This is a genomic window from Bordetella genomosp. 10 (genome assembly GCF_002261225.1).
In the GTDB taxonomy this organism is placed as follows: domain Bacteria; phylum Pseudomonadota; class Gammaproteobacteria; order Burkholderiales; family Burkholderiaceae_B; genus Bordetella_C.
In genome coordinates, this window is record NZ_NEVM01000005.1 from 2,392,200 (window position 1) to 2,415,087 (window position 22,888).

Below are 22,888 nucleotides of genomic sequence, written 5' to 3' on the forward strand. Positions count from 1 at the left end.
CATGCAAGACGGAAAAATACTGCTATCCACCGCCGTTCCCCACGCGCCGCCCGCGGCGCGGCGCAACCCGTGGGCCCTGCCGGGGCGCCTGGCGCTGCTGGCGCTGGCGATTTTCCCGCTGGCCCTGGGCAAGGACTTCACCCTGCACCTCGCCATCCAGATCTGCATCAACGTCGTGCTGGTCAGCGGACTGTCCCTGCTTGCGCGGGCCGGCCAGGTATCCCTCTGCCACGGCGCGTTCGCCGGCATCGGCGCCTATGTCTCGGTGCTGGTCGTCATGGGCCTGGGCCAGCCCTTCCTGCTGGGCGCCGCCGCGGCCATGCTGGCGGCGGGCCTGTTCGCCTACCTGCTGGGCACCGTCATGCTGCGGCTGACCGGCGTCTACTTCGTGCTGCTGACCTTCGCCTTCGGCGAGTTCGTGCGCCTGGTGCTGCTCGAAGGCGACAGCGTCACCGGCGGCGCCAACGGCATCACCGGCGTGCCGCCCGCGGCGCTGCTGGGCCACGTGCTGGACAACAAGGCCACCTTCTACCTGCTCACCCTGGCATGCGCGGCGGGCGTCCTCTGGCTGCTGCACACGCTGTACCGCTCGCCGGCGGGCCATGCCATCGATGCGGTGGGGGAAAACGCGCAACTGGCCGAAGCCACCGGCATCAGCGTGCGCGGCACGCAGCGCTACGCCTTCACGCTGGGCAGCGCGCTGGCGGGACTGGGCGGCGCGCTGACCGCGCATTACCTGCGCTACGTGTCGCCGGAGTCCTTCGGCATGCACCTGTCGCTGGCCCTCATCATCATGATGGTCGTGGGCGGCCGCCGTTATCTGTACGGCCCGCTGATCGGCGCCCTGGTCATGACGCCGCTGCCCGAACTGTTCCGCGGCGCCGTCGAAACCCAGAATATCTTCTACGGCGCGGCGCTGATCCTGATGCTGCGGTTCCTGCCGCAGGGCCTGGCCAGCCTGTTCCGGCCGCGCGGCGACGGGAGGGCGCAACGATGAGCGCGATGCTGGAAGTACGCGAACTGAGCCGCAGCTTCGGCGGCCTGAAGGCGGTGTCGGGCCTGAGCTTCGACGTCGGCCGCGACGAAGTGGTGGGCCTGATCGGCCCGAACGGCGCCGGCAAGAGCACCGCCTTCAACCTGATCAGCGGCACGCTGCGGCCCAGCGCCGGACAGGTCCGCCTGCACGGCCGCGACATCACCGGCCTGGCGCCCAGCCGCGTGGTGCGCCACGGGCTGGCCAGGACCTTCCAGTCCACCGCCGTCTACCCCGGCGCCACGGTCGCCGAGAACATCCATCGCGGCGCGCTGTCCACCCTGCCCGGTTCGATCTGGACGCAGATCCTGCCCACCGGCGCGCGCCGCCAGGCGCTGGCGGCGATGGCGCGCGAGGTCGAGGAAGTGCTGGAGCTGACCGGCCTCGGCCCCTATCGCCACGCGATGGCCGGCGGGCTGTCCTACGGTCACCAGAAAAAACTGGGCGTGGCCGTCGGCATCGCCACCCGCCCGGACCTCCTGCTCATGGACGAACCGGCCGCCGGCCTGAACGGCGAGGAATGCGCCGAATTCGGCCGCCTGCTCAAGCAACTGCAACGCGAGCGGCAATTGTCCATCCTGCTGGTCGAACACCATATGGCGCTGGTCATGGATCTCTGCCAGCGCATCGTGGTCCTGGTGCAGGGGCGCAAGATCGCCGACGACACGCCCGCCAACATCCGAGCCAATCCGGCCGTGATCGAAGCCTACCTGGGAGCTCCCGACTATGCCCATGCTTGAAGCCCGCGGGCTCGCGGTGCGCTATGGCCCGCTGGAGGCCGTCCACGGCATTTCCTTCGACGTCGACCAGGGCGAGATCGTGGCGCTGGTCGGCTCCAACGGCGCCGGCAAGTCGTCCACGCTCAAGGCCTTGATGGGCCTGAAGCTGCCGGCGGACGGCACGCTCGCCTGGCAGGGCGAACCGATCGCCCACCTGCCGGCTGCGGCGCGCGTCCAGCGCGGAATCGCCCTTTCGCCCGAGGGACGGCGGCTGTTCCCGCGCATGACCGTGCTGGAGAACCTGCAAGTCGGCGCGCACGCGGTGCGCTGCGCCAGCGCGCGCCGGCGCACGATGGAGCATATCTACGCGCTGTTCCCGCGCGTCGCCGAACGGCGCGGCCAACTGGCCGGCTCGCTGTCCGGCGGCGAACAGCAGATGGTCGCCATCGGCCGCGCCCTGATGGCACAACCGCGGCTGCTAATGCTGGACGAGCCGTCGCTGGGCCTCGCGCCCAAGGTGATCGCCGAAATCGCCGACGCCATCCAGGCCCTCAACCGCGACACCGGCCTGTCCATCATCCTGGTCGAACAGAACGCCCGCCTGGCCTTGCGCCTGTCGCACCGGGCCTACGTGCTCGAACAAGGCGCCATCATGCAAACCGGCACCGGCGCGCAACTGCTCGCCGACGATTTCGTGCGCAAGTCCTACCTGGGAGCCTGATCTTGAAATCCTCCACTTCCGATCTACCTTGCCATGAGGTCTACGCCCTGCGCTACGCCACCATGCAGCGCCGCGGCCCCGAGAACTTCATCCTCGGCGGCGACGAGCACGACGGCGTCGTCAACATGGACTTCTTCGTCTGGGTGATCCGCCACGGCGACCAGGTGGTCCTGGTCGATACGGGCTTCGGCGAACGCGGCTCCAAGGCGCGCGGCCGCCCGCTCGAATGCTGCCCCATCGAGGCCCTGCGTCAACTGGATATCGATCCCGCCCGGATCCGCACGGTCGTGCTGACCCATCTGCACTGGGACCACGCCGGCAATCTCGACAAGCTGCCCAACGCCACCTTCCACCTGCAGGATGCCGAGGCCGCCTTCGCCACGGGCCGCTGCATGTGCGAACCGGTCCTGCGGCGCGCCTTCGCCGTCGACGACGTCTGCGATTTCGTGCGCAGCGTCTACGACGACCGCGTCGTCTTCCACGAGGGCGACGACACCCTGGCGCCGGGCATCGAGCTGCTGCTCATCGGCGGCCATACGCGCGGCCTGCAGGCGGTGCGCGTGCACACCGAGCGCGGCTGGGTCATCCTGGCGTCCGACGCCGCCCACTACTACGCCAACCTGACGCGGCGCCTGCCCTTCCCCGTGGTGGTCGACGTGGCCGCCATGCTCGCGGGTCATGCCCGATTGCTGAAACTGGCCGACAGCGCCGATCATTTCGTACCGGGACACGACCCGCTGGTGCTGGAACGCTATCCGCGCGTGCCGGGAACCGAGGCGGCGATCGCCTGCCTGCACCAGGCGCCCACGGCGGCATGATCCTTCCATAACGTTCCTAACGATCCGTTCCATAACGACCCGATACGCTCATCGTTCTTCGCTTCGCCTCCGAGACCGCCATGCACAGTGCTTCCCAGCTTCCCCCGCCCTCCGAAAACCTGGCCCTCGGCCTGGCGCGCTTCGCCCACGGGCTGCGCCCGGCCGACCTCCCGCCAGAGGTGCGGACCAAATCCCTGCACCACATCGTCGACGCCATCGGCCTGGCCTACGCTTCGCGCCACTTTCCTTTCGCGGCGCCCGGGCTGGCCGGCTTCCGCGCCGCCGGCGCGCCCGGCGCGGCGACCGTCATCGGCGGCGCCGAACGCCTCCAGCCGCGCGATGCCGCGTTGTCCAACGGCTACCTGATCCATGGCCTGGACTTCGACGACACGCATCCGGGCAGCATCGTCCATCCGACCGTCGCCTGCCTGCCCGCGGCCCTGGCCATGGCGGAAGCCGCCGACGCCACCTGGGGCGAGCTGCTGGCCGCCTACGCCGCCGGCATGGAAACCTGCATACGCCTGGGCCGCGCGGTCAAGGGCGGCTTCCACCATGCGGGCTTCCATGCGACGGGGCTGGTGTCGCACTTCAGCGCGGCGCTGGTCGCCGCCAAGCTGCTGGGCCTGGACGTGCCCCGGATCGTGGCCGCGCAGGGCATCGCCGCCAGCACCGCCTCCGGCGTGCAGGTCTTCCTGGAGAACGGCGCCTGGACCAAGCGCATGCATCCGGGCTGGGGCGCGCTGGCCGGCATCACCGCCGCGCAGATGGCGCAGGCGGGTTTCCACGGTCCCGACCGCCCCTATGAAGGCAGGTTCGGTTTCTTCGACACGCATATGCAGGAACGCGCCGGCCAGGTCGACACCGAATCGGTGATCCGCGGCCTGGGCCGCGAGTGGACGCTGCTCGACACCTCGATCAAGCCCTACCCCGTCTGCCACTTCATTCATGGCTGCGCCGAGGCGGGCGTGCAACTGCATGCGCGGATCGGCGACCTCGCCCGGGTGCGCCGCATCGTCTGCGAACTTCCCGAGGCCACGCTGCCCATCGTGGCGGAGCCCGCCGCCGCCAAGCGCGTGCCGCGCTCCGACTACGAGGCCAAGTTCAGCGCCCAGTTCGTGGTGGCGGCCTGCCTGCTGCGCGGGCGATTCGCCTTGTCCGAACTCGACGACGCCAGCCTGGCGGATCCGGCGATCCTGCGGCTGGCGTCCAAGGTGGAGTGCATCAGGCAGGAAGACACCGAGTTCCCGAAATACTTCTCGGGCGCCGTGACGGTGGAACTGGACCAGGGCGACACGCTCCATCAACACATCCCCATGAACCTGGGCAGCGGCGCCCGCGCCCTGAGCCTGGCCGACATCGCGGGCAAATTCCGCGCCAATGCCGGCCTGGTGCTGCCCCCGCCCCGCGCGCAGGCCGTGCTCGACACCCTGCTGGCGGCGGAATTCGATACGCCGGTGCGCGCCCTGGCGCGGGCGCTGGCCGCGTAGGATCGCCGGCGCGGGGTTGGCCCCATCGCATCGGGTTGGCCCCATCGGGGGGCCACGCCGCGTCCGGGAGGCGCTACGGTATCCGTGAACCGGCTATTCTGCGGTGCACGCCCACAACCTGGCCCGCAACCCGGCCTCCGGACGCCGGCGCATGCCGCGTCCGGGCGGCCCGTCCCCTTTGGGAGACCCGCCCCCATGGATATGAGACAACTCCGCTACTTCGTCATGGTTGCGGAAGAACTGAGTTTCAGCCGCGCGGCCGAGCGCCTGCACATGTCCCAGCCGCCCCTGTCGCAGCACATCAAGCTGCTGGAGGACGACATAGGCGTGCAGTTGTTCCATCGCACGCGCCGGGAAGTCAGGCTGACCGACGCGGGCGCGGTCTTCCTGCGCGAGAGCCGGCTGCTGCTGGGCCAGATGAAAACCGCGGTCAGCGCCACGGTGCGCGCCGCGCAGAGCGACGCCGGCGTGCTGAGACTGGGCGTCGCCACCTCGGCCCTGTTCCACGTCCTTCCCACCTTCGTCGCCATGGTGCGGGAATCCTATCCGGGCGTGGAAATCTCGGTCAGCGACATGCAGTCCCAGGACCAGATCGCGGCGGTCAGCCATGGACAACTGGACATGGGGCTGGTGCACATCCGCCCCGATCGCAGCAAGCTGATGCGCATGCCCATCTATCGGGAGCATTACATGGCCGTGCTGCCGCAAGGCCACCCCCTGGCCGCCAAGGCGGACTTCACGCTCGCCGACCTGGCCGACGAGCCCATGATCGCGCTGTCGCGCGAGTCCGGGCCGACGGTCTTCGACGCCATCGTCGCGAGCTGCTACGAGGCCGGTTTCAGCCCCTCGTTCAAGCACGCCGCGCGCAGCCCGCTGACGATCTTCCAGATGGTGCGGCTGGGTTTCGGCGTCGCCCTGGTGCCGCGCTCCTATGCCTCCAGCGCCTACCCCGGCGTACTGTTCCGCGACCTGCCGCCGACGGCCGGACAGGTGCGCATGGAAGCGATCTGGAGCGAAAAGCACGCATCCGGCCTCACGCTCAAGATCGCCCGCGAAGTGCTGCCGCGGCTGGCGCCCGAGGCCCAACCGCCCAGCGAAGCTATGGCTTCACATCCTGCTTCGGCGTAATGCGCCCATCCACCAGTTGCACGATCGCCGGATGGTATTGGTTGACGATGCCGGCATCGCGCGCCTGGCACATCAGGTCATAGGTGTAGCCGGCGATCTTCGGCTGGAAGGATCCGGCCCGCGCCAGCGACAGCGCCAGGCCGGCGTCCTTGATGGCATAGACCATGGGGAAGACCTTCTCCGGGAAGTTGTCCTTGACCAGGGACTTCATGCCGTGATTGCGCAGCGCGAAGCTGTCCGCCGACCCGCCCGACAGCAGCTCGAACAGGCGCTCGCCGTCCATGCCCGCGCGACGGCCTATCGTCAGCACTTCCGACAGCGCGTTCACCGTCATGAAGACCATCATGTTGTTCAGGATCTTGACGATCTGGCCGCATCCGGTATCGCCGCAGTGCAGGACGTCCGATCCCATGCAGGACAGCAGTGGCTTGAGTTCTTCATACGCGGCGTCGCTGCCGCCGACGCTGATCAGCAGCGTGCCCTTCTGCGCCGCCTCGGCCGTGCGCGCCACCGGCGCGTCGACAAAGTCCACGCCCTGCGCCTTCAATTCGGCGGTCAGCGCGCGGCTGCGCGCCACGTCGCTGGTGCTCATGTCGACGATCATGGCCGGCTTGCGCGCGCCGCCGGCCAGGGCCCGCGCCACCGGCTCGACCTGGTCGATCGACGGCAGCGAAAGAAACACGGCGTCGGCCTTGGCGGCGACGGCGGCCACGGAGTCTTCCGCCTTGCCGCCGTTGGCCGCGACGCGCGCCACCGCATCGGCATTCATATCGAAGATATGCACCGGCAGGCCCGACTTGCGCACCAGGTTGTTGCACATGGGTTCGCCCATGACGCCGAGGCCGATGAATCCGAGAGTCTTGTATTTGCTCATGTTGTCTGCTCCATGCCGGCGCCGTGTCAGGCGTCGGCCTTGATATGCGCCTTCTGGATCAGGTCGCGGTATTTCTCCAGTTCGCTCGCCGAATATCTGGCGAAGGTCTCCGGCGACGTTCCCATGGGGATGAAGGAAATCGCGGCCAGCCTTTCGGCCACCGGCGGCGCCTTCAGCGCCTCGGCGGTTTCCGCGTACAGCTTGTCGACGATGGCGCGCGGCGTGCCCGCCGGCGCCCACAGGCCGTACCAGCTCGGCATGTCGAAACCCGGAAAACCGCTTTCGGCGACGGTGGGGACGTCCGGCAGCGACGCCAGCCGCTGCGCGCTGGTCACCGCCAGCGCGCGCAGCTTGCCGGCCTGCACGTGCGGATAGGCCGAGGCCATGGGCTCGATCTGGGCCGAGACGTGTCCGCCCATCACGTCCATCAAGGCGGGACCGCCGCCCTTGTAAGGGATGATGGGCATGTCGACCTTCGCCTGCACGTTGACCAGGGCGCAGGCCAGGTGCCCGGCCGCGCCGAAGGCGGCGATGGCCCACGTCACGTGGCGGGGATGCTTGCGAGCGTCATCCACCAGGTCGGCCATGGTCTTGTAGGGCCCGTCGGCCCGCACCACCACCAGTTGCGGCTGCGCGCCGATCTCGGTGATCGAGACGAAGTCCTTGAGCGGATCGTAGGTCGCGGTCGCCAGCAGCACCGGGTTGGCCACCTGCAGCGAGGCATTCAGAAGAATGGTGTAGCCGTCCGGCTTGGACTGCTTGACGTGCTGGGCGCCCATCACGCTGCTCGCGCCGGGCCGGTTCTCGATCACCACGGGCTGCCCCAGTTGCGCCTGCAATTGCGGGCCCAGGGTGCGCGCCACGGTATCGACCGAACCGCCCGGCGGAAAGGGCACCACCAGGCGTATCGGTCCGGTGGGCCAGGCCTCGGCGGTTGTGGCCGCCACGGCCCGCGCGGCCACGTTCGTGCCCAGCACCGCGGCGCCGCCCAGCGCCAGGCCGCGCCGCATCCACGCGCGCCGGCCCGGGGAAATCGCCTTCAGGGGCTCGTTTCCCATGTTTGTCTCCTTTTATTCTGGCTGGCCTCGCGGCCATGCCGGTTGGCCCCACGGCCAAGGACGAGGTCCAGGCCTCGGCCGGCGTTCAGGTGCGGATCGCGAACGGATCCCTGACCTCGGTGGAGTAATCGATCATCACGTTGCGTGTCGTCAGGTATTCGCGCAGGCCCGCTTCGCCGCGTTCGCGGCCGATGCCGGATTCCTTGAAGCCGCCGAACGGCGCGCCGGCCGCCAGCGCCCGATAGGTATTGACCCAGACCGACCCCGCCTGCAAGGCGCGCGACACGCGCATGGCCCGCGACAGATCGCGCGTCCACAAGCCGGCCGCCAGGCCGTAGCGGCTGTCGTTGGCCAGCCGTATCGCTTCCTCTTCGGTGTCGAAGGGAATGATGGCCAGCACCGGGCCGAAGATCTCCTCCTGGGCCAGATGGCTGGCGTTGTCCACGTCGGAGAAAATGGTCGGCTCGATGAAGTAGCCCTCGCCCAGTCCCTCGCCTCGCGCGCGGCCGCCTCCCGTGACCAGGCGCGCGCCGGCCGCCTTGGCGCTGTCTATCGCCGCCAGGATGCGGCTGAACTGCGGCTCGTTGGCGACCGTGCCCATCTCCGTCGCGGGATCGAGCGGGTCGCCCATGCGGATGCGTTGCGCGCGTTCGGCCAGCCGGTTCGCCACTTCGTCCAGGACCTTGCGCTGGACCAGCAGGCGCGAACCGGCGACGCAGGTCTGGCCGGTCGCGCCGAAGATGCCCGCCAGCGCGCCGACGACCGCGCGGTCCAGGTCCGCGTCGTCGAAGATGATATTGGGCGACTTGCCGCCCAGCTCCAGCTTGACCGGCACCAGGCGGCGCCCGGCCATGGCCGCGATCTCGCGGCCGACGCCCGGGCTGCCGGTGAAGCTGACCAGCGCCACGCCGGGATCCTCCACCAGCGCGCGTCCCGTCTCGGCGCCGCCGGTGACGACGTTGAACACGCCCGCCGGGAAGCCGGCTTCCTCCACCAGCGCGGCGAACTCCAGCGTCGACGCCGACGCATGTTCGGAAGGCTTGACCACCACGCAATTGCCCGCCGCCAGCGCGGGCGCCAGCTTGTTGGCCAGCAGCGCCAGCGGCGAATTCCAGGCGGTGATCAGGGCCGCGACGCCATAGGGTTCCAGCGTCAGGTAATCCAGCACGTCGGGCTGGTCCACGGGAACCTGCTGGCCGAACAGCTTGTCCGCATAGCCGGCGAAATAGCGCAGTTGCCGTCCCACCCATAGCATCTGCGGCCGGGTCTCGCGCACGATCTTGCCGTTGTCGGTGCTCTCGATGCGCGACATGCGATCGGCGTCTTTTTCGATCAGGCCCGCCAGCTTCAGCATCAAGGCGGCGCGCTTGATGCCGGGCGTATGGCGCCACTCGCGCTCGAACGCGCGGTTGGCGGCGGCGACCGCGGCGGCCACGTCCTGCGCGCTCGCGTCCGGGACCTCCGCCCACACCGCGCCGGTATAAGGGTTGGTGCTTTGCAGCATGCGGCCGCCCGTGCCGGGCACGCGCTCGCCGTCGATGTATAGGGAATACTTCTGTATCACGCTCGTCTCCTGCTGGCCCCGGGGTTGCCGGTCATGCGGAACCATGACCCTCCCACTCCGCCTGTGCCGTCTCGATGCGGCAAAGGCAGTGTAGGAGTGGAGATCAGGAGCGTCTAATACCGTTTCGCACGTTCAGTTATAGGGAAACGGCGAAAGAAGCGGCGCCGGTGGCGACGGCGCCGCGCGGCGCGAACCGCGCGTCGCGCCGGGCCGCGCCGTGCCGTCAACCGCTGTTGCGCAAAGCCGCGGCGATGCCGTTGATGCTGATGTGGATGGCGGTCTGGATGCGCTCGTCCGTCTCGCCCGCCCGCCAGCGCCGCAGCAGTTCCACCTGTATGTGATGCAGCGGATCGATGTACGGGAAGCGGTGCCGCATCGAGCGCGCCAGCCCCGGGTTGCCGGCGAGCCGGTCCTCGCTGCCCGTGATGCCGGCCAGCGCCGCCACGGTGCGATGCCATTCGGCCGAGATCGCATCGAAGACCTTGGCGGCCAGCGCCCGGTCCTCCACCAGCGTGCCGTACTTGCGGGCCAGGTCCATGTCGCTCTTGGCCAGCACCATGTCGATATTGGCCACCAGCGTGCGGAAGAACGGCCACTCCTGGTGCATTTCGCGCAAGAGCCGCCACGCCGCTTCCGCGCCGTCGGGATGATCCGCCACGTAGCGGTCCACCGCGCTGCCCAGGCCGAACCATCCGGGCAGGGTCAGGCGGCTCTGGCCCCAGCCGAAGCCCCAGGGAATGGCGCGCAGATCCTCCAGCCTGCGGCCGGGCTTGCGGGCGGCCGGCCGCGAGCCGATATTGAGTTCGGCGATCTCGCGCACCGGCGTCGCGTCGTAGAAGTACGACGCGAAGTTGTCGATGCCGTAGACCACGTCGCGATACGCGGCCATGCCGGCGTCGGACAAGGCCTGGGCCGCCGCCAGGTATTCGGCGCGCGCGGGATGCGCGTCCGGCAACAGCGTCGCCTCCAGGGTCGCCGCGACCAGCGTCTCCAGGTTGCGCCGCGCGATTTCCGGGTTGGCGTACTTGGAGGCGATCACCTCGCCCTGCTCGGTCAGGCGGATCTGCGCGTTCACGGTGCCGGGCGGCTGCGCCAGGATGGCCTCGTAGCTGGGGCCGCCGCCGCGTCCCACCGCGCCGCCGCGGCCATGGAACATGCGCAGGCGCAGCGGCGCGCCGTATTGCGCCGACAGCTCGGCGAACAGGCGCGCCAGCGCCACTTCCGCCACGTACAGCTCCCAATGGCTGGTGAGGATGCCGCCGTCCTTGTTGCTGTCGGAATAGCCCAGCATCACGTCCTGCTCGGCGCCCGAGCGCAACACCATGGCGGCGATGCCGGGCAGCGCGTAGTACTCGCGCATGATGTCCGGCGCGCGCCGCAGGTCGCCGATGGTTTCGAACAGCGGCACCACGATGACCGGCGTGCGCGCCTGCCCGGGCCATTCGCCCGTGAGGATGCGCGCCTCCTTCAGCAGCACCAGCACTTCCAGCAGGTCGCTCACGTCCTCGGTATGGCTGATGATGTAGTGGCGCAGCGCGTTCGCGCCATGGGCATCGACGACCTCGCGCGCCGCCGTGTAGATGTCCAGTTCGCCGCGCGTGCGCTCGCCGTAGGCATGGCCGGGAATGGTCAGGGGACGCGGATCGGCCAAGGTGCGCAGCAGCAGGTCGCGGCGCGCCGCCTCGTCCAGGCTTTCGTAGCGTTCGGCCAATCCTGCCGCGCGCAGCAGCTCCGCGATCACGGCCTCGTGCTGGTCGGAACTCTGCCGCATGTCCAGCGTGGCCAGGTGGAAGCCGAACACTTCGGCCTTGCGTATCAGGCCGCGCAGGCGTCCCGCCGCCAACGCGGCGCCGTGGTTCTCCTTGAGCGAAGCCTCGACCACGCGCAGGTCGGCCAGGAACTCGTCCACCGTCGCGTAGGGAGGACACGCCACGCTTTCATGCGGATGGATGTTCTCGTTGGCCGACAAGGCGCGCAAGCGTCCCGCCAGCCGCGCATAGATCACGGTCAGCGCGCGCCGGTAGGGTTCGTCGGCGCGCCGCTCGCTGTCGTCGCCCGAGGACAGCGCCAGCTCGCGCAAGGCATCGCTGACGGCCACGCGCCGTTCCGACAGCGAAAGCTCCGCGCCCAGCGCGTGCACCTCGGCCAGGTAATGCCGCAAGGCGACGCGCGACTGGCGCTGCAAGGCATAGCGCAGCGACGCGGCGGACACGTTGGGATTGCCGTCGCGGTCGCCCCCTATCCATTGGCCCATCCTGAAGAAGACCGGCAGGCGCGGCACCTCCAGGCGCTCCTCCAGCCCTTCGTACAAGGCCGGCACCTCGGACAGGAAGGTCGACTCGTAATAGCTCAATGCGTTGTCGATCTCGTCCTGCACCGTCAACCGGGCATTGCGGATCATGCGCGTCTGCCACAACTGGGTGACGCGCGCGCGGATGGCGGCCTCGGTCTCGCGCCGGTAGCCGGGCAGGCGCACGTCGGCCTCGTCGCGGGCCTGCGCCTGGCGCAATTGCTCGCGCCGTCCCAACAGGCCGGCGATGGCCTTTTCCGCGTCCAGGATGCTCTTGCGCTGGACCTCGGTGGGATGCGCCGTCAATACCGGCGAAATATAGGCCCGGTCCAGCGTGGCGACGATGTCCTCCCGGCCGACGCCCGCGGCCGCCAGGCGATCCAGCGCGCCGGCGACGCTGCCGCGCGATTGTTCGCCGCGCCGCTCGTGCGCCTCGCGGCGGCGCAGGAAATGCCGGTCCTCGGCCAGGTTGGCCAGGTGGCTGAAGTAGGTGAACGCCCGCACCACCGTCACGGCCTGGTCGCCCGACAATCCGTGCAGCAGGTTTTCCAACTGGCCCGCGGCGCCTTCGCCGTCGGCCTGCCCGCGCCGGTCGGCCACGGCCAACTGGCGGATGTGCTCGATCAGGGCATAGGCCTCCTCGCCTTCCTGCTCGCGTATCACCTCGCCCAATATCTGGCCCAGCAGGCGGATATCCTCCAGCAAGGGTTTTTCTTTGTCGCTCTCGACCTGCGGATTTTTCATGGTTATCGAATCCAGGGGAAAGCCTCCGGAATCGCCTGGACGCGGGCCGGAGGTACAAGAATGCGGAGAGCACACTATACGGGGCTTGCGATTTTTTTTCCCGGTGGCCCGCGACGCCGGGATGGGCAAATTCCGGTCTCCCGAAACTTTCCATTAGTGGTCCATTGCCTGGACCACAAAAGCCCTAGAATCGCTACACCCATCCTCCCCTTTTTCCGCCCTCAAGGTACAACCATGGCACCTCGCAAGAACGAATACGGCCAGCCCATAGGCGCCGCCCTGCCCGACTGGTCGCCGCGCCCCGAACCCGCCGGCGTCACGCTGCAAGGCAGCCATTGCAAACTGGAGCCGCTGGATGCGGAACGGCACGCCGCCGATCTCCATGCTGCGTACCAGGCCGCCCCCGATGGCCGGGACTGGACCTACCTGTCGGTGGAGCGGCCCGCCACCCTGGAGGAATTCACCCGCTACGCCGAGAACGCCGCGCGGAGCAGCGACCCGCGCCACTACGCGGTCATCGACCTGCGCACCGGCAAGGCGGTCGGCACCCTGTCGCTGATGCGGATCACGCCGGCCGCGGGCGTCATCGAAGTCGGCCACGTCACGTTCTCGCCGCTGCTCAAGCGCACGCCCATCTCGACCGAAGCGCAATACCTGTTGATGGCCTATGTCTTCGACCAGCTCGGCTATCGCCGCTACGAATGGAAGTGCGACAGCCTCAACGCGCCGTCGCGCCTCGCGGCCGACCGCCTGGGCTTCACCTTCGAGGGCGTCTTCCGCCAGCTCGTCGTCTACAAGGGGCGCTCGCGCGACACCGCCTGGTATTCCATCATCGACGCGGAATGGCCGCTGTTGAAGCAGGCCTTCGAAACGTGGCTGGCGCCCGAGAACCATGACGCGCGGGGCCAGCAGAAGCAGTCCTTGTCGGCGATACGGGAGGCGCTGGGCAGGAAACGCTGAGGGGGCAGGCGATCGGGAGGGGGCGATCGGGTGGAAGCGATCAGGCCTTGAGCTTGCCGCGCCTGGCAAGCGACGCCACCATGGGATGCGCCTCGAAGTGAGCCAGCAGTTTCTTCTTCTGCTGGCAGGTGATCCCCGCGGCGGCGATCATGGCGGGCCAGCTCAGGCAAGCCTTGCGCACGCTATCCGCGATGGCCTTGGCCGCGGGTTTCTCCGGAATGCCCAGGGCGCCGCAGAAGGCGCGCACGAGTACGGGAGAGAGTTGCTGCTTCGCCTTCGGCGCGTCCGGCGCGGCATGGCGGCCGGGCAGGAGGTCCGGCGGTACGATCATCAATCCATGGCCGACGTTGCGGTTGAACGCGGCATAGGCAACCATGTCGTAGGCCGGGGGAAACTCCGGCGTGCGGCCGTCCGGGTAGCGCAAGCCGACGTTTTTCAGATGCATGTCCGGATTGCCCAGCATCTCGTTGACGACGAGGCGGCGCAGCAATTCGTGCACGGCCGCCTCGCCCAGCGAGTCGAAGGCGAACAACACCGCCGCGATATCCAGGTAGGTCAAGGGACCGCTCCCGGGCTGGCCGCCGCCGTATTTGTCCTCCGGCATCTGGCCCAGTATCTGCGCGAAGTCCTCGCAGTGGATCCGGCCGCCGCCGGGAATGCGGTCGTAGCGCACGACCGCCAGGAAATGGGTCTTGCCGTCGGCGTCGCCCAGGTCGTAGCCATGCTGGACCGCCAGTTTTTCCAGGGGCTCCAGGTAGGTCTCGCAGACGCTCACCCCGGCGGCGGCGGCCAGTTGCAGCGACAGGTGCTCCAGCTCCGGCATCATGGGCTGTCCCACCACCGGCAGCTTGGCGATGATGTGGGTATCCGCATCCCTGGTGCGGCCCACGTAGCGCTCGCCCTCCTTGATCACCGCCACCTTGGGCTGCACGCCGGACAGCGAAACGCCGTCCTCCATCGGCGCTTCCATGACCGACATCTCCAGCGCGTCCTGGTCCTGGGTGATGTAGCGGGCAATCTCGTCATGGGACAGGGCGACGGGGAAGGCATGCACGTTGCCCGGCAAGTCCTCGCCGCAGGCCGCCAGCATTTCGAAGTTGTCGGTCGGCGCGCAGTGGCGCAACGCGGCGACGTGATCGCGGAAGACGCCCTCGGGCAGGAGATTCTGGAAGAAGGCCGGCAGCAGCCAGCCGTTCCGGTTCGAGTAGCGGCCGTTGAACGGCGTGGCCGTGATGTCGCGCCAGAAGGCCGCCTGCTGCGCGCGATTTTCCGACAGGTAGGCCAGCGAGACGACGGGCGGATCGGGCAGCCGGACGAAGGCGTCGTCGGCCACGAAGCGGGTAATGACCTGCGCGTCGTCCCGGCCAGGCTCGCGGTACTGGAAGAGCACGCCGATACGCTGCCGGCCTATCGAAATGCCCAGGGCCTTGATGTTCACGTATTCGCCCCCTGCTTGCGCGCGTCCACCCGCTGCAAGGCGCGGGAGACGCGCGACTGGACCGCCGGTTCGGTCACGGGGCCGGCGGCCACGGCCGGCGCCACCTGCCGGGGCGCCAGCAACAGCGTCAGCCCCAACCGGTCCGCCAGCGCGAACAGCGTGCTCAGCTTGAAATCTTCCTTGCCGCTCAACACCTTGGTCAGCGTGCGCTGGGAGAGTCCGGCCTCTTTCCTGAGCTGCGCCTGGGTAAGGCCGCGCTGTTTTATCGCCTCCCTGAGCGCCTCCGCGATTTCAGCATGCGTTTTCATGGCATTGAAGTAGTATTTTTTCAAGTAATGCTACTTTAACCCATGTTCCTGCTCTTATACATGCTTCGATATAGACTACTTTAATTCCGTTTTTTCAATTTAAACTACTATAGTGCCATACGCGCCCGTGGCAAACCCGGTTCTTCCCGTCCGGCCGCCGCGGCGAAGCACGGCATCGGATCACGGCAGCGGGATCATGACAACGGGATCACGACGCTTTATGGCCCGCCGCGGATTTGTCGATGTACATACGTTTGTCGGCAAGCTGCATGAGTTCGCCCAGCGACGCGGCGTCGTCGGGGTAGATCGCGGCGCCCATGCTCACCCGGACGCGGAAATCCATGTCTTGCAGCAAAAGGGACTGCGCCATGGCGTCCCGCAGCCGCGCGACGATGGCGTCGATGCCGGCGATGGCGTCCTTGTCCTGGATAACCGCCACGAATTCATCGCCGGCAAGGCGCGCCACGAAACCGCTGCCGTCGAAGTAGCGGCGCATACGGCCCGCCAGCTCCCCAAGCAGGGCGTCGCCCACCATGTGGCCGAAGGAATCGTTCACGTGCTTGAAGCCGTCGATGTCGACGAACAATACGGCGATCCTGCTCTGTTCCTGATCGGCGCGCCGCAGGGCCGCCGTGGTGAACTCGCGAAAACTGCGGCGATTCGGCAGGCCGGTCAACTCTTCGAAACGCGCGGCCGTGTGCAACTCTTCCATGAGCTGCTTGCGCTCGATCGCCAGCGCCGCCTGCTCGCAGACGAAGAAAAGCAGCCGCCGCGCCGCCTCCGTTTCAATCGCGCGCGCCGGACTGCAGATCATCAGGGCGCCCACCGCTTTCTGCGCCGTCAGCATCGGCAAGACGCCCCAAACGAGCCCCGGCGCGGCATCCTGGGAATCGACACGGCGGTCTTCGTCGCACGCGGCGGCATCGGACAGCGGGACGGGCAGCAGGGTCCGGGCCGGGTGCCACTGCGCTTGCCGCGATGCCACGGCCTCGGCGGCCATGGCCTGCGCGTGGACCCAGTCCAGATCAGGCACGCGCGGATCGGCGCCATACCGGTAGGCGGCGCGCCAGGCGCCGGGTTCGCCGTCGCGCACGGCGACGATCATCGCATCGACGGTGAAAAGCGAAGCGAGCGTGTCATGGATCCCACGGCTCAGGGCGCCCACGTCGACGGCATCGTGCGCCGCCTGCGAAATCGCATACGTGGCCCGCTGCGTGGCCTCGGCCTGCTTGCGGGCGGACACATCGCGGGCCACCCCGATGCGCAGACGATGCTCGTCGGACCAGCGCGCCGACCACATGATGTCGACGCCGTGGCCGTTCTTGTGAACGTAGCGGTTCTCGAATCCGATGCGCGGCAGGCCCGACATGACCACGGCGGACTCCGCGACCGTGCGATCCCTGTCCGCCTCGGCCAGGAAATCGATCATCTGCCTGCCTATCATTTCCTCCGGCGCGTAGCCCAGGATGGATTTGCAGGCGGGACTGACGTACACGATCATGCCCGCCGCATCCACCAGGAACACGGCGTCGAGCAACAGCTCCATGCAACTCGCCAACACATCCTTTGCCACGACTTTCATACAAGCCAGATCCAGCCCCGCGAAGGGCCCATTTGATCACAGGCTTTCGAAATCCGCTGTCCATGATGCGCGGCCATCACATGGCGCCGGCGGCCTCCCCAAAGCGCCCGTCCCGCGGGTAATATCGAACGTTTCGCCGCGCGCCGCTGCCTGGTCCGCTACAGCCAATCGATCTCGGTCCGCAAGGCATGCCGCTCGACGCCGCGCAGGAGCGTATGCACCGGCGCCGCCAGCGCCAGCTCGGTTTGAAAGAACCAATCGCATGCGGACAATTTGCCGCGGTAGAAGCCCTCCAGATGCGGCCGCGCCGGCAGTTGCGCCTTGGCCGTCACGGCCTGCCACAGCCATAGCCAGGCAATGACGTGATGGCCGAACAAGTCCAGGTAATAGGCCGCATTGGCGCTGCCTTGGACCGGGTCCGCCAGGGTGGCCGCCCGCAGGACTTCCGTGGTTTCGCGCAGGGCCTGCCAGGCATGCTCCAACTCGGCGGCGCGCGCGGCCAGGCCGGGATCGCCGCTGGCCCTGGCCTGTTCCGCGGTGGCGAGCACGCGCGCATGCAGGCGCGCCAACGGCTGGCCGTCCTTCATGCCGACCTTGCGATTGAGCAGGTCCAGCGCCTGGATGCCGTGCGTGCCTTCGTGCAGCGCATTGAGCCGGTTGTCGCGATAGAACTGCTCCACCGGATATTCGCGCGTATAGCCATAGCCGCCGTGCACCTGGATGGCCAGGTCGTTGGCCGCCAGCCCATAGCGCGCGGGCCAGGACTTGACGATGGGAATCAGCAGCGGAAGCAGCAAGGCCGCTTCCTCGCGTTGCGACGCGTCGGGATGGGTCTTCTCATCGTCGGCGAGGCGCGCCGCATAAAGGCAGAGCGACAGCGCGCCTTCCACGTAGCACTTCTGCGTCAGCAGCATGCGCCGCACGTCGGCGTGTTCGGCGATCGCCACCGGCGGGCTGGCCGGATCGGCGTTGCCGGGCAGGCGGCCCTGCCGGCGCTCCCTGGCATAGGCCAGCGCATGACGGTAGCCGGTATAGGCGAGCATGGTGGCCCCCATGCCGACGCCGATGCGCGCCTCGTTCATCATGTGGAACATGCAGCGCAGGCCTTGCCCCGGCGCTCCCACCAGCTCGCCGATGCAGGCGTCGTTCTCGCCGAAAGCCAACAGGGTGGATGTCGTGCCGCGATAACCCATCTTGTGTATCAGTCCGGCCAGCGCCACGTCGTTCGATTCGCCCGCGGCCCCCTCGGCGTCGACGCGCCGCTTGGGCACGATGAACAGGGACAGGCCCTTGGCGCCGGCGGGCGCGCCGGCCATCCTGGCCAACACCAGATGCACGATGTTCTCGCTGATGTCGTGGTCGCCGCCCGAGATGAAGATCTTCTGGCCCTTGATGGCGTAGCGGCCATCGGGCAGCGGCGTGGCGGTCGTGCGCAGGTCGGGCACGGACGAACCGGCCTCCGGTTCGGTCAAGGCCATGGTGCCCAGCCAGCGGCCGTCCAGCAGGGACGGCAGAAAGCGCCGTTTCTGGTCCTCGCTGCCGAAGGCGCGGATCAGGTTCGCATTGGCGGCGGTCAGGAAACAATAGGCCGAGCTGCCCACGTTCGCCGCGCGGAACAGCGCCAGGCAGGACTGTGAAATCGTCACCGGCAACTGCATGCCGCCCAATTCGTAATCGTGCGTGGCCGCCAGGAAGCCGCCCTTGGCGAAAGCCCGCACCGCCGCGCCGACGGCGGGCAGCGTCTTGACCGTCTTGCCGTCGAAGCGGGGTTCGTTTTCGTCGGAAAGCCGGTTGTGGGGGGCGAAGTATTCGCCGGCCAAGCGATGGGCCGCGTCGATGGCGGCGTCGAAGGTCTCGCGGCCGTGATCGGCATAGCGCGGACGCCGCGCCAAGTCCTCGCTGTCCAGCATGTCGTACAGGAGGAAATCCAGGTCGTCGCGATGGACAAGCAGGTCGGTCGTCATGGCAGCCAGGGCAAGGAAGTTGTCTCGGATAGGCGCCGGCCGCAAAGCCGGCGCATTTTTATCTTGTTCTGCATTGCAGAACTGTAATCCGCAAAGCGGTCTATGACGGGAATCCTAGCACCAAAATATCGATTGACCCCCGAAAAAATCGGGATAGAATTCCAAAAAAAAATCAGTAGAGCGAGATCAACGCCACGCGGCGCGATGCGCAATGGCCGCGAAGACGGCGCTGCATCTTTTCAAAAAAACGAAGCGGAGACATCAGCAATGAAATTGGGAAGCATCCTGCCCCTGGTCGGCCTGATGGCGGGCATCCTGCCGGCCGTGGCGTCGGCACAGGCCGACTACCCCAGCAAGCCCATCACCATCATCGTTCCCTACGCCCCCGGCGGCACCACCGACGTCATGGCGCGGGCCCTGGCCACCAGCCTGTCGCGCCAGCTCAAGCAAAGCGTCATCGTCGAGAACAAACCCGGCGTCGCGGGCGCCATGGGCGTGGTCGAGATGAAGTCCGCCAAGCCCGACGGCTACATGCTGACGATGACGCCCGTGGGCATCTTCCGCCAGCCCTACGTGCAGCCCGTGCCCTACGATCCCATCCGCGACGTGACCTACATCGCGGCCTTCCTGACCTACGACTTCGCGGTGACCGTCAAGGCCGACTCGCCGTTCAAGACGGTGAAGGAACTGGTCGACTATGCGAAGAAGCACCCCAACGAAGTCGACTACAGCACGCCCGGGCGATACACCGGCAACCAGGTGGTGCTGGCCATGCTGGCGAAAAACCAGGGCGTCGACTTCAACCACATCCCGTACAAGGGCGATTCGGACGCCACCAATGCGCTGCTGGGCGGCCACGTAAAGGCCGCGGTGGTCACCAACAGCATCCTGCCGCACTTCAAGTCCGGCTCGGTGCGCCTGCTGGCCCTGGCGGGCGAGGCCCGCAACCCAGACTTCCCCGGCGTGCCCACGCTCAAGGAGCTGGGCTATGACGTGGTGGTGCCCTCGCCGCTGGGCATCGCGGGTCCGGCGAAGCTGCCGGCGCCCATCGTCGAAAAACTGGACCTGGCCGTCAAGGCCGCCCTCGAAGACCCGGACGTGAAGAACGCGGCCAAGAACTTCGGGGTGCGCACCTATTACCTCAACCACGATGATTACGCCGCGTTCGCCAAGAAAGACTTCGCGAGCGAGAAAGACCTGATCTCCAATCTGGGTCTGTAATCCATCACGCCAACCCAATGGGCACCATGCAAGCAGACACCGCCTCTTCCGGCAAAACCAAAGAGGCGGAAGACCGCCACTTCGTCACGGCGCTCGCGCGCGGCCTGGACATCCTGGCTTGTTTCCGGGCCGGCGACGTGGCGCTCGGCAACCTGGAGCTCGCGCGTAGCTGCAACCTGCCCAAGTCCACGGTCTCGCGCCTGACCGCCACGCTGGCCAGGTTGAATTACCTGACCCTGGACGAAGGAACGGGCCGCTACCGGCTGGGCGTCGCCACCATGGCGCTGGGGGCGGGCATGCTGGCCAAGCTGGACGTGCGGCAGATCGCCAAGCCCGGCATGCAGCGCCTGGCCGATGCCTGCCAGGGCACGGTGGCCCTGGGGGTGCGCGACCGGTTCTCCATGCTGTACGTGGAGGCCTGCCGCAGCCAGGCGGCCCTGACCCTGAACCTCAACGTCGGCTCCCACGTGCCGATCGCCGTGACGGCCATGGGCCGCGTCTACCTCGTCGAGGCCGGCGAGGCCGAACGGCGCGAGATCGTCGAGCGGGCCCGCGAGCTGGACGAGCGCGCCGCCCAGGCCATCGTGCGCGGGCTGGAGCAGGCCCAGGAGGACTACGCCACGCTGGGCTGCACGCGCTGCTTCGGCGACTGGAATCCGGACGTCCACAGCATCGCGGTCGGCCTGCGCCTGAACGGCCAGTTCTCGATCATGGGCCTGAACTTCGGCGGGCCGGCCTCGCGCATGTCGCCGGACTTCCTGCTGAACGAAGTGCGGCCGCGCTTGATCGAGCTCGCGGCCGAAATCCGCGAAATGACCGGCAGCCGCTGACAGAGACAGCACTGACAGAGACAGATATGGATGGAGCATCCCGAAACACCATGACCTACGTGAACTACGCGGTCGCCGACGGCGTCGCCCGCATCGTCTTCCAGAATCCGCCCGTCAACAGCCTGGGCCATGGCCTGCGCCTGGCCCTCATGCAGGCGCTGGACCAGGCCGAGGCGAACCCCGCCGTCCAGGCCGTCGTCATCGGCGGCTCCGAGCGCGCCTTCTCCGGCGGCGCCGACATCACCGAATTCGGCACGCCCAAATCGGGCCGGCATCCCACCTTGCGCGACATCGTCGACGCCCTGGATGCCTACGGCAAGCCGGTAGTCGCCGCGATCGACGGCGTCTGCCTGGGCGGCGGGCTGGAGCTCGCCATGGGCGCGCACTACCGCGTGGCCGCCGCGCGCGCCACCCTGGGCCTGCCCGAAGTCAAGCTGGGCCTGCTGCCCGGCGGCGGCGGAACGCAGCGCCTGCCTCGCCTGATGGGCCTGGAGCGCGGCCTGGACATGGTCGTCAACGGCCGCCAGGCCAAGGCCGCCGCGCTGGCGGACACGGCCCTGCTCGACCGCGTGGTGGAAACCCCGGTCCTCGACGCCGCCGTCGAATTCGCGCGGGAATGCGTCGCGTCCGGCGGCGCCATCAAGCGCGCGCGCGACATCGGGATCGCCGAGCCCGACGCCGAGGCCTTCCTGCAAGTGGCGCGCCGCAACGTCGCCACCGCCAACAAGCATTTCCCCGCGCCCGCCGCGTGCCTGGAGGCCGTCGCCGGTTGCCTGCTGCCCTTCGACGAAGGGCTCAGGAAAGAGCGCCAGTTGTTCGTCCAGTTGATGAACTCGCCCGAATCGGCCGCGCTGCGCCACGTCTTCGCCGCGGAACGCGCCGCGGCCAAGGTGCCGGGCGTCACGGCCGAGACGGCGCGGCGCGACATACGCCGCGTCGGCGTCGTCGGCGCCGGCACCATGGGCGGCGGCATCAGCATGAACTTCCTGAACGCCGGCATCCCGGTGGTCCTGCTGGAAGCGGAGGCGGCCGCGCTCGAACGCGGCGTGGGCATCATCCGCCGCAACTATGAGAACACCATGAAGAAGGGGCGCCTGACCCAGGCGCAGGTGGACGAACGCATGGGCCTGCTGAGCACCACGCTCAGGTATGAAGACCTGGCCGATGCGGACTTGGTCATCGAAGCCGTATTCGAGGACATGGACGTGAAGGCCAAGGTCTTCCGCGCGCTGGACGCGGCGCTCAAGCCCGGCGCCATCCTGGCCACCAACACCTCCACGCTGGACGTCAACGCCATCGCCGGCTTCGTCCAGCGGCCCCAGGACGTGGTGGGCCTGCATTTCTTCAGTCCGGCGAACGTGATGAAGCTGCTGGAAATCGTGCGCGCCGACCGCACCTCGGACGAGGTGCTGGCGACGGCGCTGAGCCTGGCCAAGGCCATCGGCAAGCAGCCCGTGGTTTCCGGCGTGTGCGACGGCTTCATCGGCAACCGAATGCTGAACGGCTACCGCGCGGCCGCCGAGGAATTGCTGCTATACGGCGCCTCGCCCGCGCAGATCGACCGCGCGCTGGAAAACTTCGGCTTCGCCATGGGCCCCTACCGCATGGGCGACCTCGCGGGCCTGGACATCGGCTGGGCCATCCGCAAGCGCCGCCAGGCCGAGAATCCCGGCCAGGATTTCTCCTCCGTGGCCGATCGCATCTGCGAAGCGGGACGCTTCGGCCAGAAGACCGGCGCGGGTTGGTATCGCTACGAGGCGGGCAACCGCACGCCGCTCGAGGATCCCGCGGTCACCCGCATCCTCGCCGACTTCCGGCAGGAAAAAGGCATTTCGCCGCGCCCGTTCACGCCGGAAGAAATCGTCGCGCGATGCGTGTACGCGCTGGTCAACGAGGGCGCCCGCATCCTGGAGGAAGGCATTGCGCTGCGCGCCTCCGACATCGACGTCGTCTACCTGAACGGCTATGGCTTCCCCGCGCATCGCGGCGGCCCCATGCACTACGCCCAGCAGGTCGGGCTCTACAACGTGGTGCGCGCCATGCATCGCTATGCCCGCCTTTCGGACAAGGCCGCGGCGTTCTGGCAACCCGCGCCGCTGCTGGCCAAACACGCCGAATCCGGCGTCCCCCTCGCCTGACCCCGACCGGA

General features: G+C 68.2%; 18 protein-coding genes. 10 read left to right on the top strand and 8 right to left on the bottom strand.

Going from position 1 to position 22,888, the window contains the following annotated elements; translation table 11 throughout:
* Nucleotide 1: 1 nt before the first annotated feature.
* From CAL29_RS26850 to CAL29_RS26875, 6 genes are all read left to right on the top strand, one after another.
* Nucleotides 2–997 (top strand): branched-chain amino acid ABC transporter permease, encoded by a 996-nt coding sequence (locus CAL29_RS26850; RefSeq protein ID WP_094855948.1) that lies wholly within the window; start codon nucleotides 2–4, stop codon nucleotides 995–997.
* Complete coding sequence (locus CAL29_RS26855) at nucleotides 994–1,773, top strand: ABC transporter ATP-binding protein (RefSeq protein WP_094855949.1); 780 nt, start codon at nucleotides 994–996, stop codon at nucleotides 1,771–1,773. Before CAL29_RS26850 ends, CAL29_RS26855 begins: the two co-directional genes overlap by 4 nt.
* Nucleotides 1,760–2,473, top strand: a complete 714-nt coding sequence (locus CAL29_RS26860; protein ID WP_094855950.1) for an ABC transporter ATP-binding protein — start codon at nucleotides 1,760–1,762, stop codon at nucleotides 2,471–2,473. Before CAL29_RS26855 ends, CAL29_RS26860 begins: the two co-directional genes overlap by 14 nt.
* A 62-nt stretch (nucleotides 2,474–2,535) precedes the next feature.
* The gene (locus CAL29_RS26865) at nucleotides 2,536–3,291 is read left to right on the top strand and encodes an N-acyl homoserine lactonase family protein (protein WP_094856939.1); all 756 of its coding nucleotides are present in this window, start codon (nucleotides 2,536–2,538) and stop codon (nucleotides 3,289–3,291) included.
* 80 nt (nucleotides 3,292–3,371) lie between these two features.
* Nucleotides 3,372–4,778, top strand: coding sequence for an MmgE/PrpD family protein (locus CAL29_RS26870; RefSeq protein ID WP_094855951.1), 1,407 nt, complete (start codon nucleotides 3,372–3,374; stop codon nucleotides 4,776–4,778).
* 195 nt (nucleotides 4,779–4,973) lie between these two features.
* On the top strand, nucleotides 4,974–5,906 hold the full coding sequence (locus CAL29_RS26875; RefSeq protein WP_094855952.1) for a LysR family transcriptional regulator: 933 nt from the start codon (nucleotides 4,974–4,976) through the stop codon (nucleotides 5,904–5,906).
* Here CAL29_RS26875 and CAL29_RS26880 read toward each other — a convergent pair.
* The 4 genes from CAL29_RS26880 to ppc all read right to left on the bottom strand — a co-directional run bounded on the left by CAL29_RS26880 (nucleotide 5,878) and on the right by ppc (nucleotide 12,436).
* A complete protein-coding gene (locus CAL29_RS26880; protein ID WP_094855953.1) occupies nucleotides 5,878–6,780 on the bottom strand; it encodes an NAD(P)-dependent oxidoreductase in 903 nt (300 codons plus the stop codon). The two genes, CAL29_RS26875 and CAL29_RS26880, sit on opposite strands and share 29 nt — an antisense overlap.
* A 26-nt stretch (nucleotides 6,781–6,806) precedes the next feature.
* Nucleotides 6,807–7,838: a Bug family tripartite tricarboxylate transporter substrate binding protein gene (locus CAL29_RS26885; RefSeq protein WP_094855954.1), complete on the bottom strand. Its 1,032-nt coding sequence runs from the start codon at nucleotides 7,836–7,838 to the stop codon at nucleotides 6,807–6,809.
* A gap of 85 nt (nucleotides 7,839–7,923) precedes the next feature.
* Nucleotides 7,924–9,402: an aldehyde dehydrogenase gene (locus CAL29_RS26890; RefSeq protein WP_306430703.1), complete on the bottom strand. Its 1,479-nt coding sequence runs from the start codon at nucleotides 9,400–9,402 to the stop codon at nucleotides 7,924–7,926.
* A gap of 223 nt (nucleotides 9,403–9,625) precedes the next feature.
* Nucleotides 9,626–12,436, bottom strand: a complete 2,811-nt coding sequence (gene ppc / locus CAL29_RS26895; RefSeq protein WP_094855956.1) for a phosphoenolpyruvate carboxylase — start codon at nucleotides 12,434–12,436, stop codon at nucleotides 9,626–9,628.
* Nucleotides 12,437–12,670: 234 nt separating this feature from the next.
* On the opposite strand from ppc, the gene CAL29_RS26900 reads away from it, so the two are divergent.
* Nucleotides 12,671–13,396 carry a GNAT family N-acetyltransferase gene (locus tag CAL29_RS26900; RefSeq protein ID WP_094855957.1) on the top strand — a complete coding sequence of 242 codons (726 nt, stop codon included), beginning with the start codon at nucleotides 12,671–12,673 and terminating at the stop codon, nucleotides 13,394–13,396.
* 40 nt (nucleotides 13,397–13,436) lie between these two features.
* Here the strand turns inward: CAL29_RS26900 and CAL29_RS26905 are convergent, their stop codons facing one another.
* From CAL29_RS26905 to CAL29_RS26920, 4 genes are all read right to left on the bottom strand, one after another.
* Nucleotides 13,437–14,834: a type II toxin-antitoxin system HipA family toxin gene (locus CAL29_RS26905; protein WP_094855958.1), complete on the bottom strand. Its 1,398-nt coding sequence runs from the start codon at nucleotides 14,832–14,834 to the stop codon at nucleotides 13,437–13,439.
* Entirely contained in the window at nucleotides 14,831–15,166 is a 336-nt protein-coding gene (locus CAL29_RS26910) for a helix-turn-helix transcriptional regulator (protein ID WP_094855959.1), read from the bottom strand. The genes CAL29_RS26905 and CAL29_RS26910 overlap by 4 nt, the downstream gene beginning before the upstream one ends.
* Nucleotides 15,167–15,350: 184 nt before the next feature.
* Nucleotides 15,351–16,724: a sensor domain-containing protein gene (locus CAL29_RS26915; RefSeq protein WP_094855960.1), complete on the bottom strand. Its 1,374-nt coding sequence runs from the start codon at nucleotides 16,722–16,724 to the stop codon at nucleotides 15,351–15,353.
* A 158-nt stretch (nucleotides 16,725–16,882) separates the two neighbouring features.
* Nucleotides 16,883–18,688 (bottom strand): acyl-CoA dehydrogenase, encoded by a 1,806-nt coding sequence (locus tag CAL29_RS26920; RefSeq protein WP_094855961.1) that lies wholly within the window; start codon nucleotides 18,686–18,688, stop codon nucleotides 16,883–16,885.
* Between the two features lie 267 nt (nucleotides 18,689–18,955).
* Between CAL29_RS26920 and CAL29_RS26925 the strand changes: the two genes are divergently transcribed.
* The 3 genes from CAL29_RS26925 to CAL29_RS26935 are packed head-to-tail and all read left to right on the top strand — an operon-like array spanning nucleotide 18,956 to nucleotide 22,877.
* The gene (locus CAL29_RS26925) at nucleotides 18,956–19,909 is read left to right on the top strand and encodes a tripartite tricarboxylate transporter substrate binding protein (protein ID WP_094855962.1); all 954 of its coding nucleotides are present in this window, start codon (nucleotides 18,956–18,958) and stop codon (nucleotides 19,907–19,909) included.
* Nucleotides 19,910–19,935: 26 nt separating this feature from the next.
* The gene (locus tag CAL29_RS26930; RefSeq protein WP_094856940.1) at nucleotides 19,936–20,739 is read left to right on the top strand and encodes an IclR family transcriptional regulator; all 804 of its coding nucleotides are present in this window, start codon (nucleotides 19,936–19,938) and stop codon (nucleotides 20,737–20,739) included.
* A 50-nt stretch (nucleotides 20,740–20,789) separates the two neighbouring features.
* A complete protein-coding gene (locus CAL29_RS26935) occupies nucleotides 20,790–22,877 on the top strand; it encodes a 3-hydroxyacyl-CoA dehydrogenase NAD-binding domain-containing protein (RefSeq protein WP_094855963.1) in 2,088 nt (695 codons plus the stop codon).
* Nucleotides 22,878–22,888: the final 11 nt, after the last annotated feature.

Excerpts from the sequence above, each read along its gene's own strand:
- CAL29_RS26870 (WP_094855951.1), top strand. The coding sequence starts at position 3,372 with ATGCACAGTGCTTCCCAGCTTCCCCCGCCCTCCGAAAACCTGGCCCTC.
- CAL29_RS26915 (WP_094855960.1), bottom strand. The coding sequence starts at position 16,724 with ATGAAAGTCGTGGCAAAGGATGTGTTGGCGAGTTGCATGGAGCTGTTG.
- CAL29_RS26920 (WP_094855961.1), bottom strand. The coding sequence starts at position 18,688 with ATGACGACCGACCTGCTTGTCCATCGCGACGACCTGGATTTCCTCCTG.
- CAL29_RS26900 (WP_094855957.1), top strand. The coding sequence starts at position 12,671 with ATGGCACCTCGCAAGAACGAATACGGCCAGCCCATAGGCGCCGCCCTG.
- ppc (WP_094855956.1), bottom strand. The coding sequence starts at position 12,436 with ATGAAAAATCCGCAGGTCGAGAGCGACAAAGAAAAACCCTTGCTGGAG.
- CAL29_RS26935 (WP_094855963.1), top strand. The coding sequence starts at position 20,790 with ATGACCTACGTGAACTACGCGGTCGCCGACGGCGTCGCCCGCATCGTC.
- CAL29_RS26860 (WP_094855950.1), top strand. The coding sequence starts at position 1,760 with ATGCCCATGCTTGAAGCCCGCGGGCTCGCGGTGCGCTATGGCCCGCTG.
- CAL29_RS26855 (WP_094855949.1), top strand. The coding sequence starts at position 994 with ATGAGCGCGATGCTGGAAGTACGCGAACTGAGCCGCAGCTTCGGCGGC.
- CAL29_RS26850 (WP_094855948.1), top strand. The coding sequence starts at position 2 with ATGCAAGACGGAAAAATACTGCTATCCACCGCCGTTCCCCACGCGCCG.
- CAL29_RS26880 (WP_094855953.1), bottom strand. The coding sequence starts at position 6,780 with ATGAGCAAATACAAGACTCTCGGATTCATCGGCCTCGGCGTCATGGGC.
- CAL29_RS26925 (WP_094855962.1), top strand. The coding sequence starts at position 18,956 with ATGAAATTGGGAAGCATCCTGCCCCTGGTCGGCCTGATGGCGGGCATC.
- CAL29_RS26885 (WP_094855954.1), bottom strand. The coding sequence starts at position 7,838 with ATGGGAAACGAGCCCCTGAAGGCGATTTCCCCGGGCCGGCGCGCGTGG.
- CAL29_RS26875 (WP_094855952.1), top strand. The coding sequence starts at position 4,974 with ATGGATATGAGACAACTCCGCTACTTCGTCATGGTTGCGGAAGAACTG.
- CAL29_RS26865 (WP_094856939.1), top strand. The coding sequence starts at position 2,536 with ATGCAGCGCCGCGGCCCCGAGAACTTCATCCTCGGCGGCGACGAGCAC.
- CAL29_RS26930 (WP_094856940.1), top strand. The coding sequence starts at position 19,936 with ATGCAAGCAGACACCGCCTCTTCCGGCAAAACCAAAGAGGCGGAAGAC.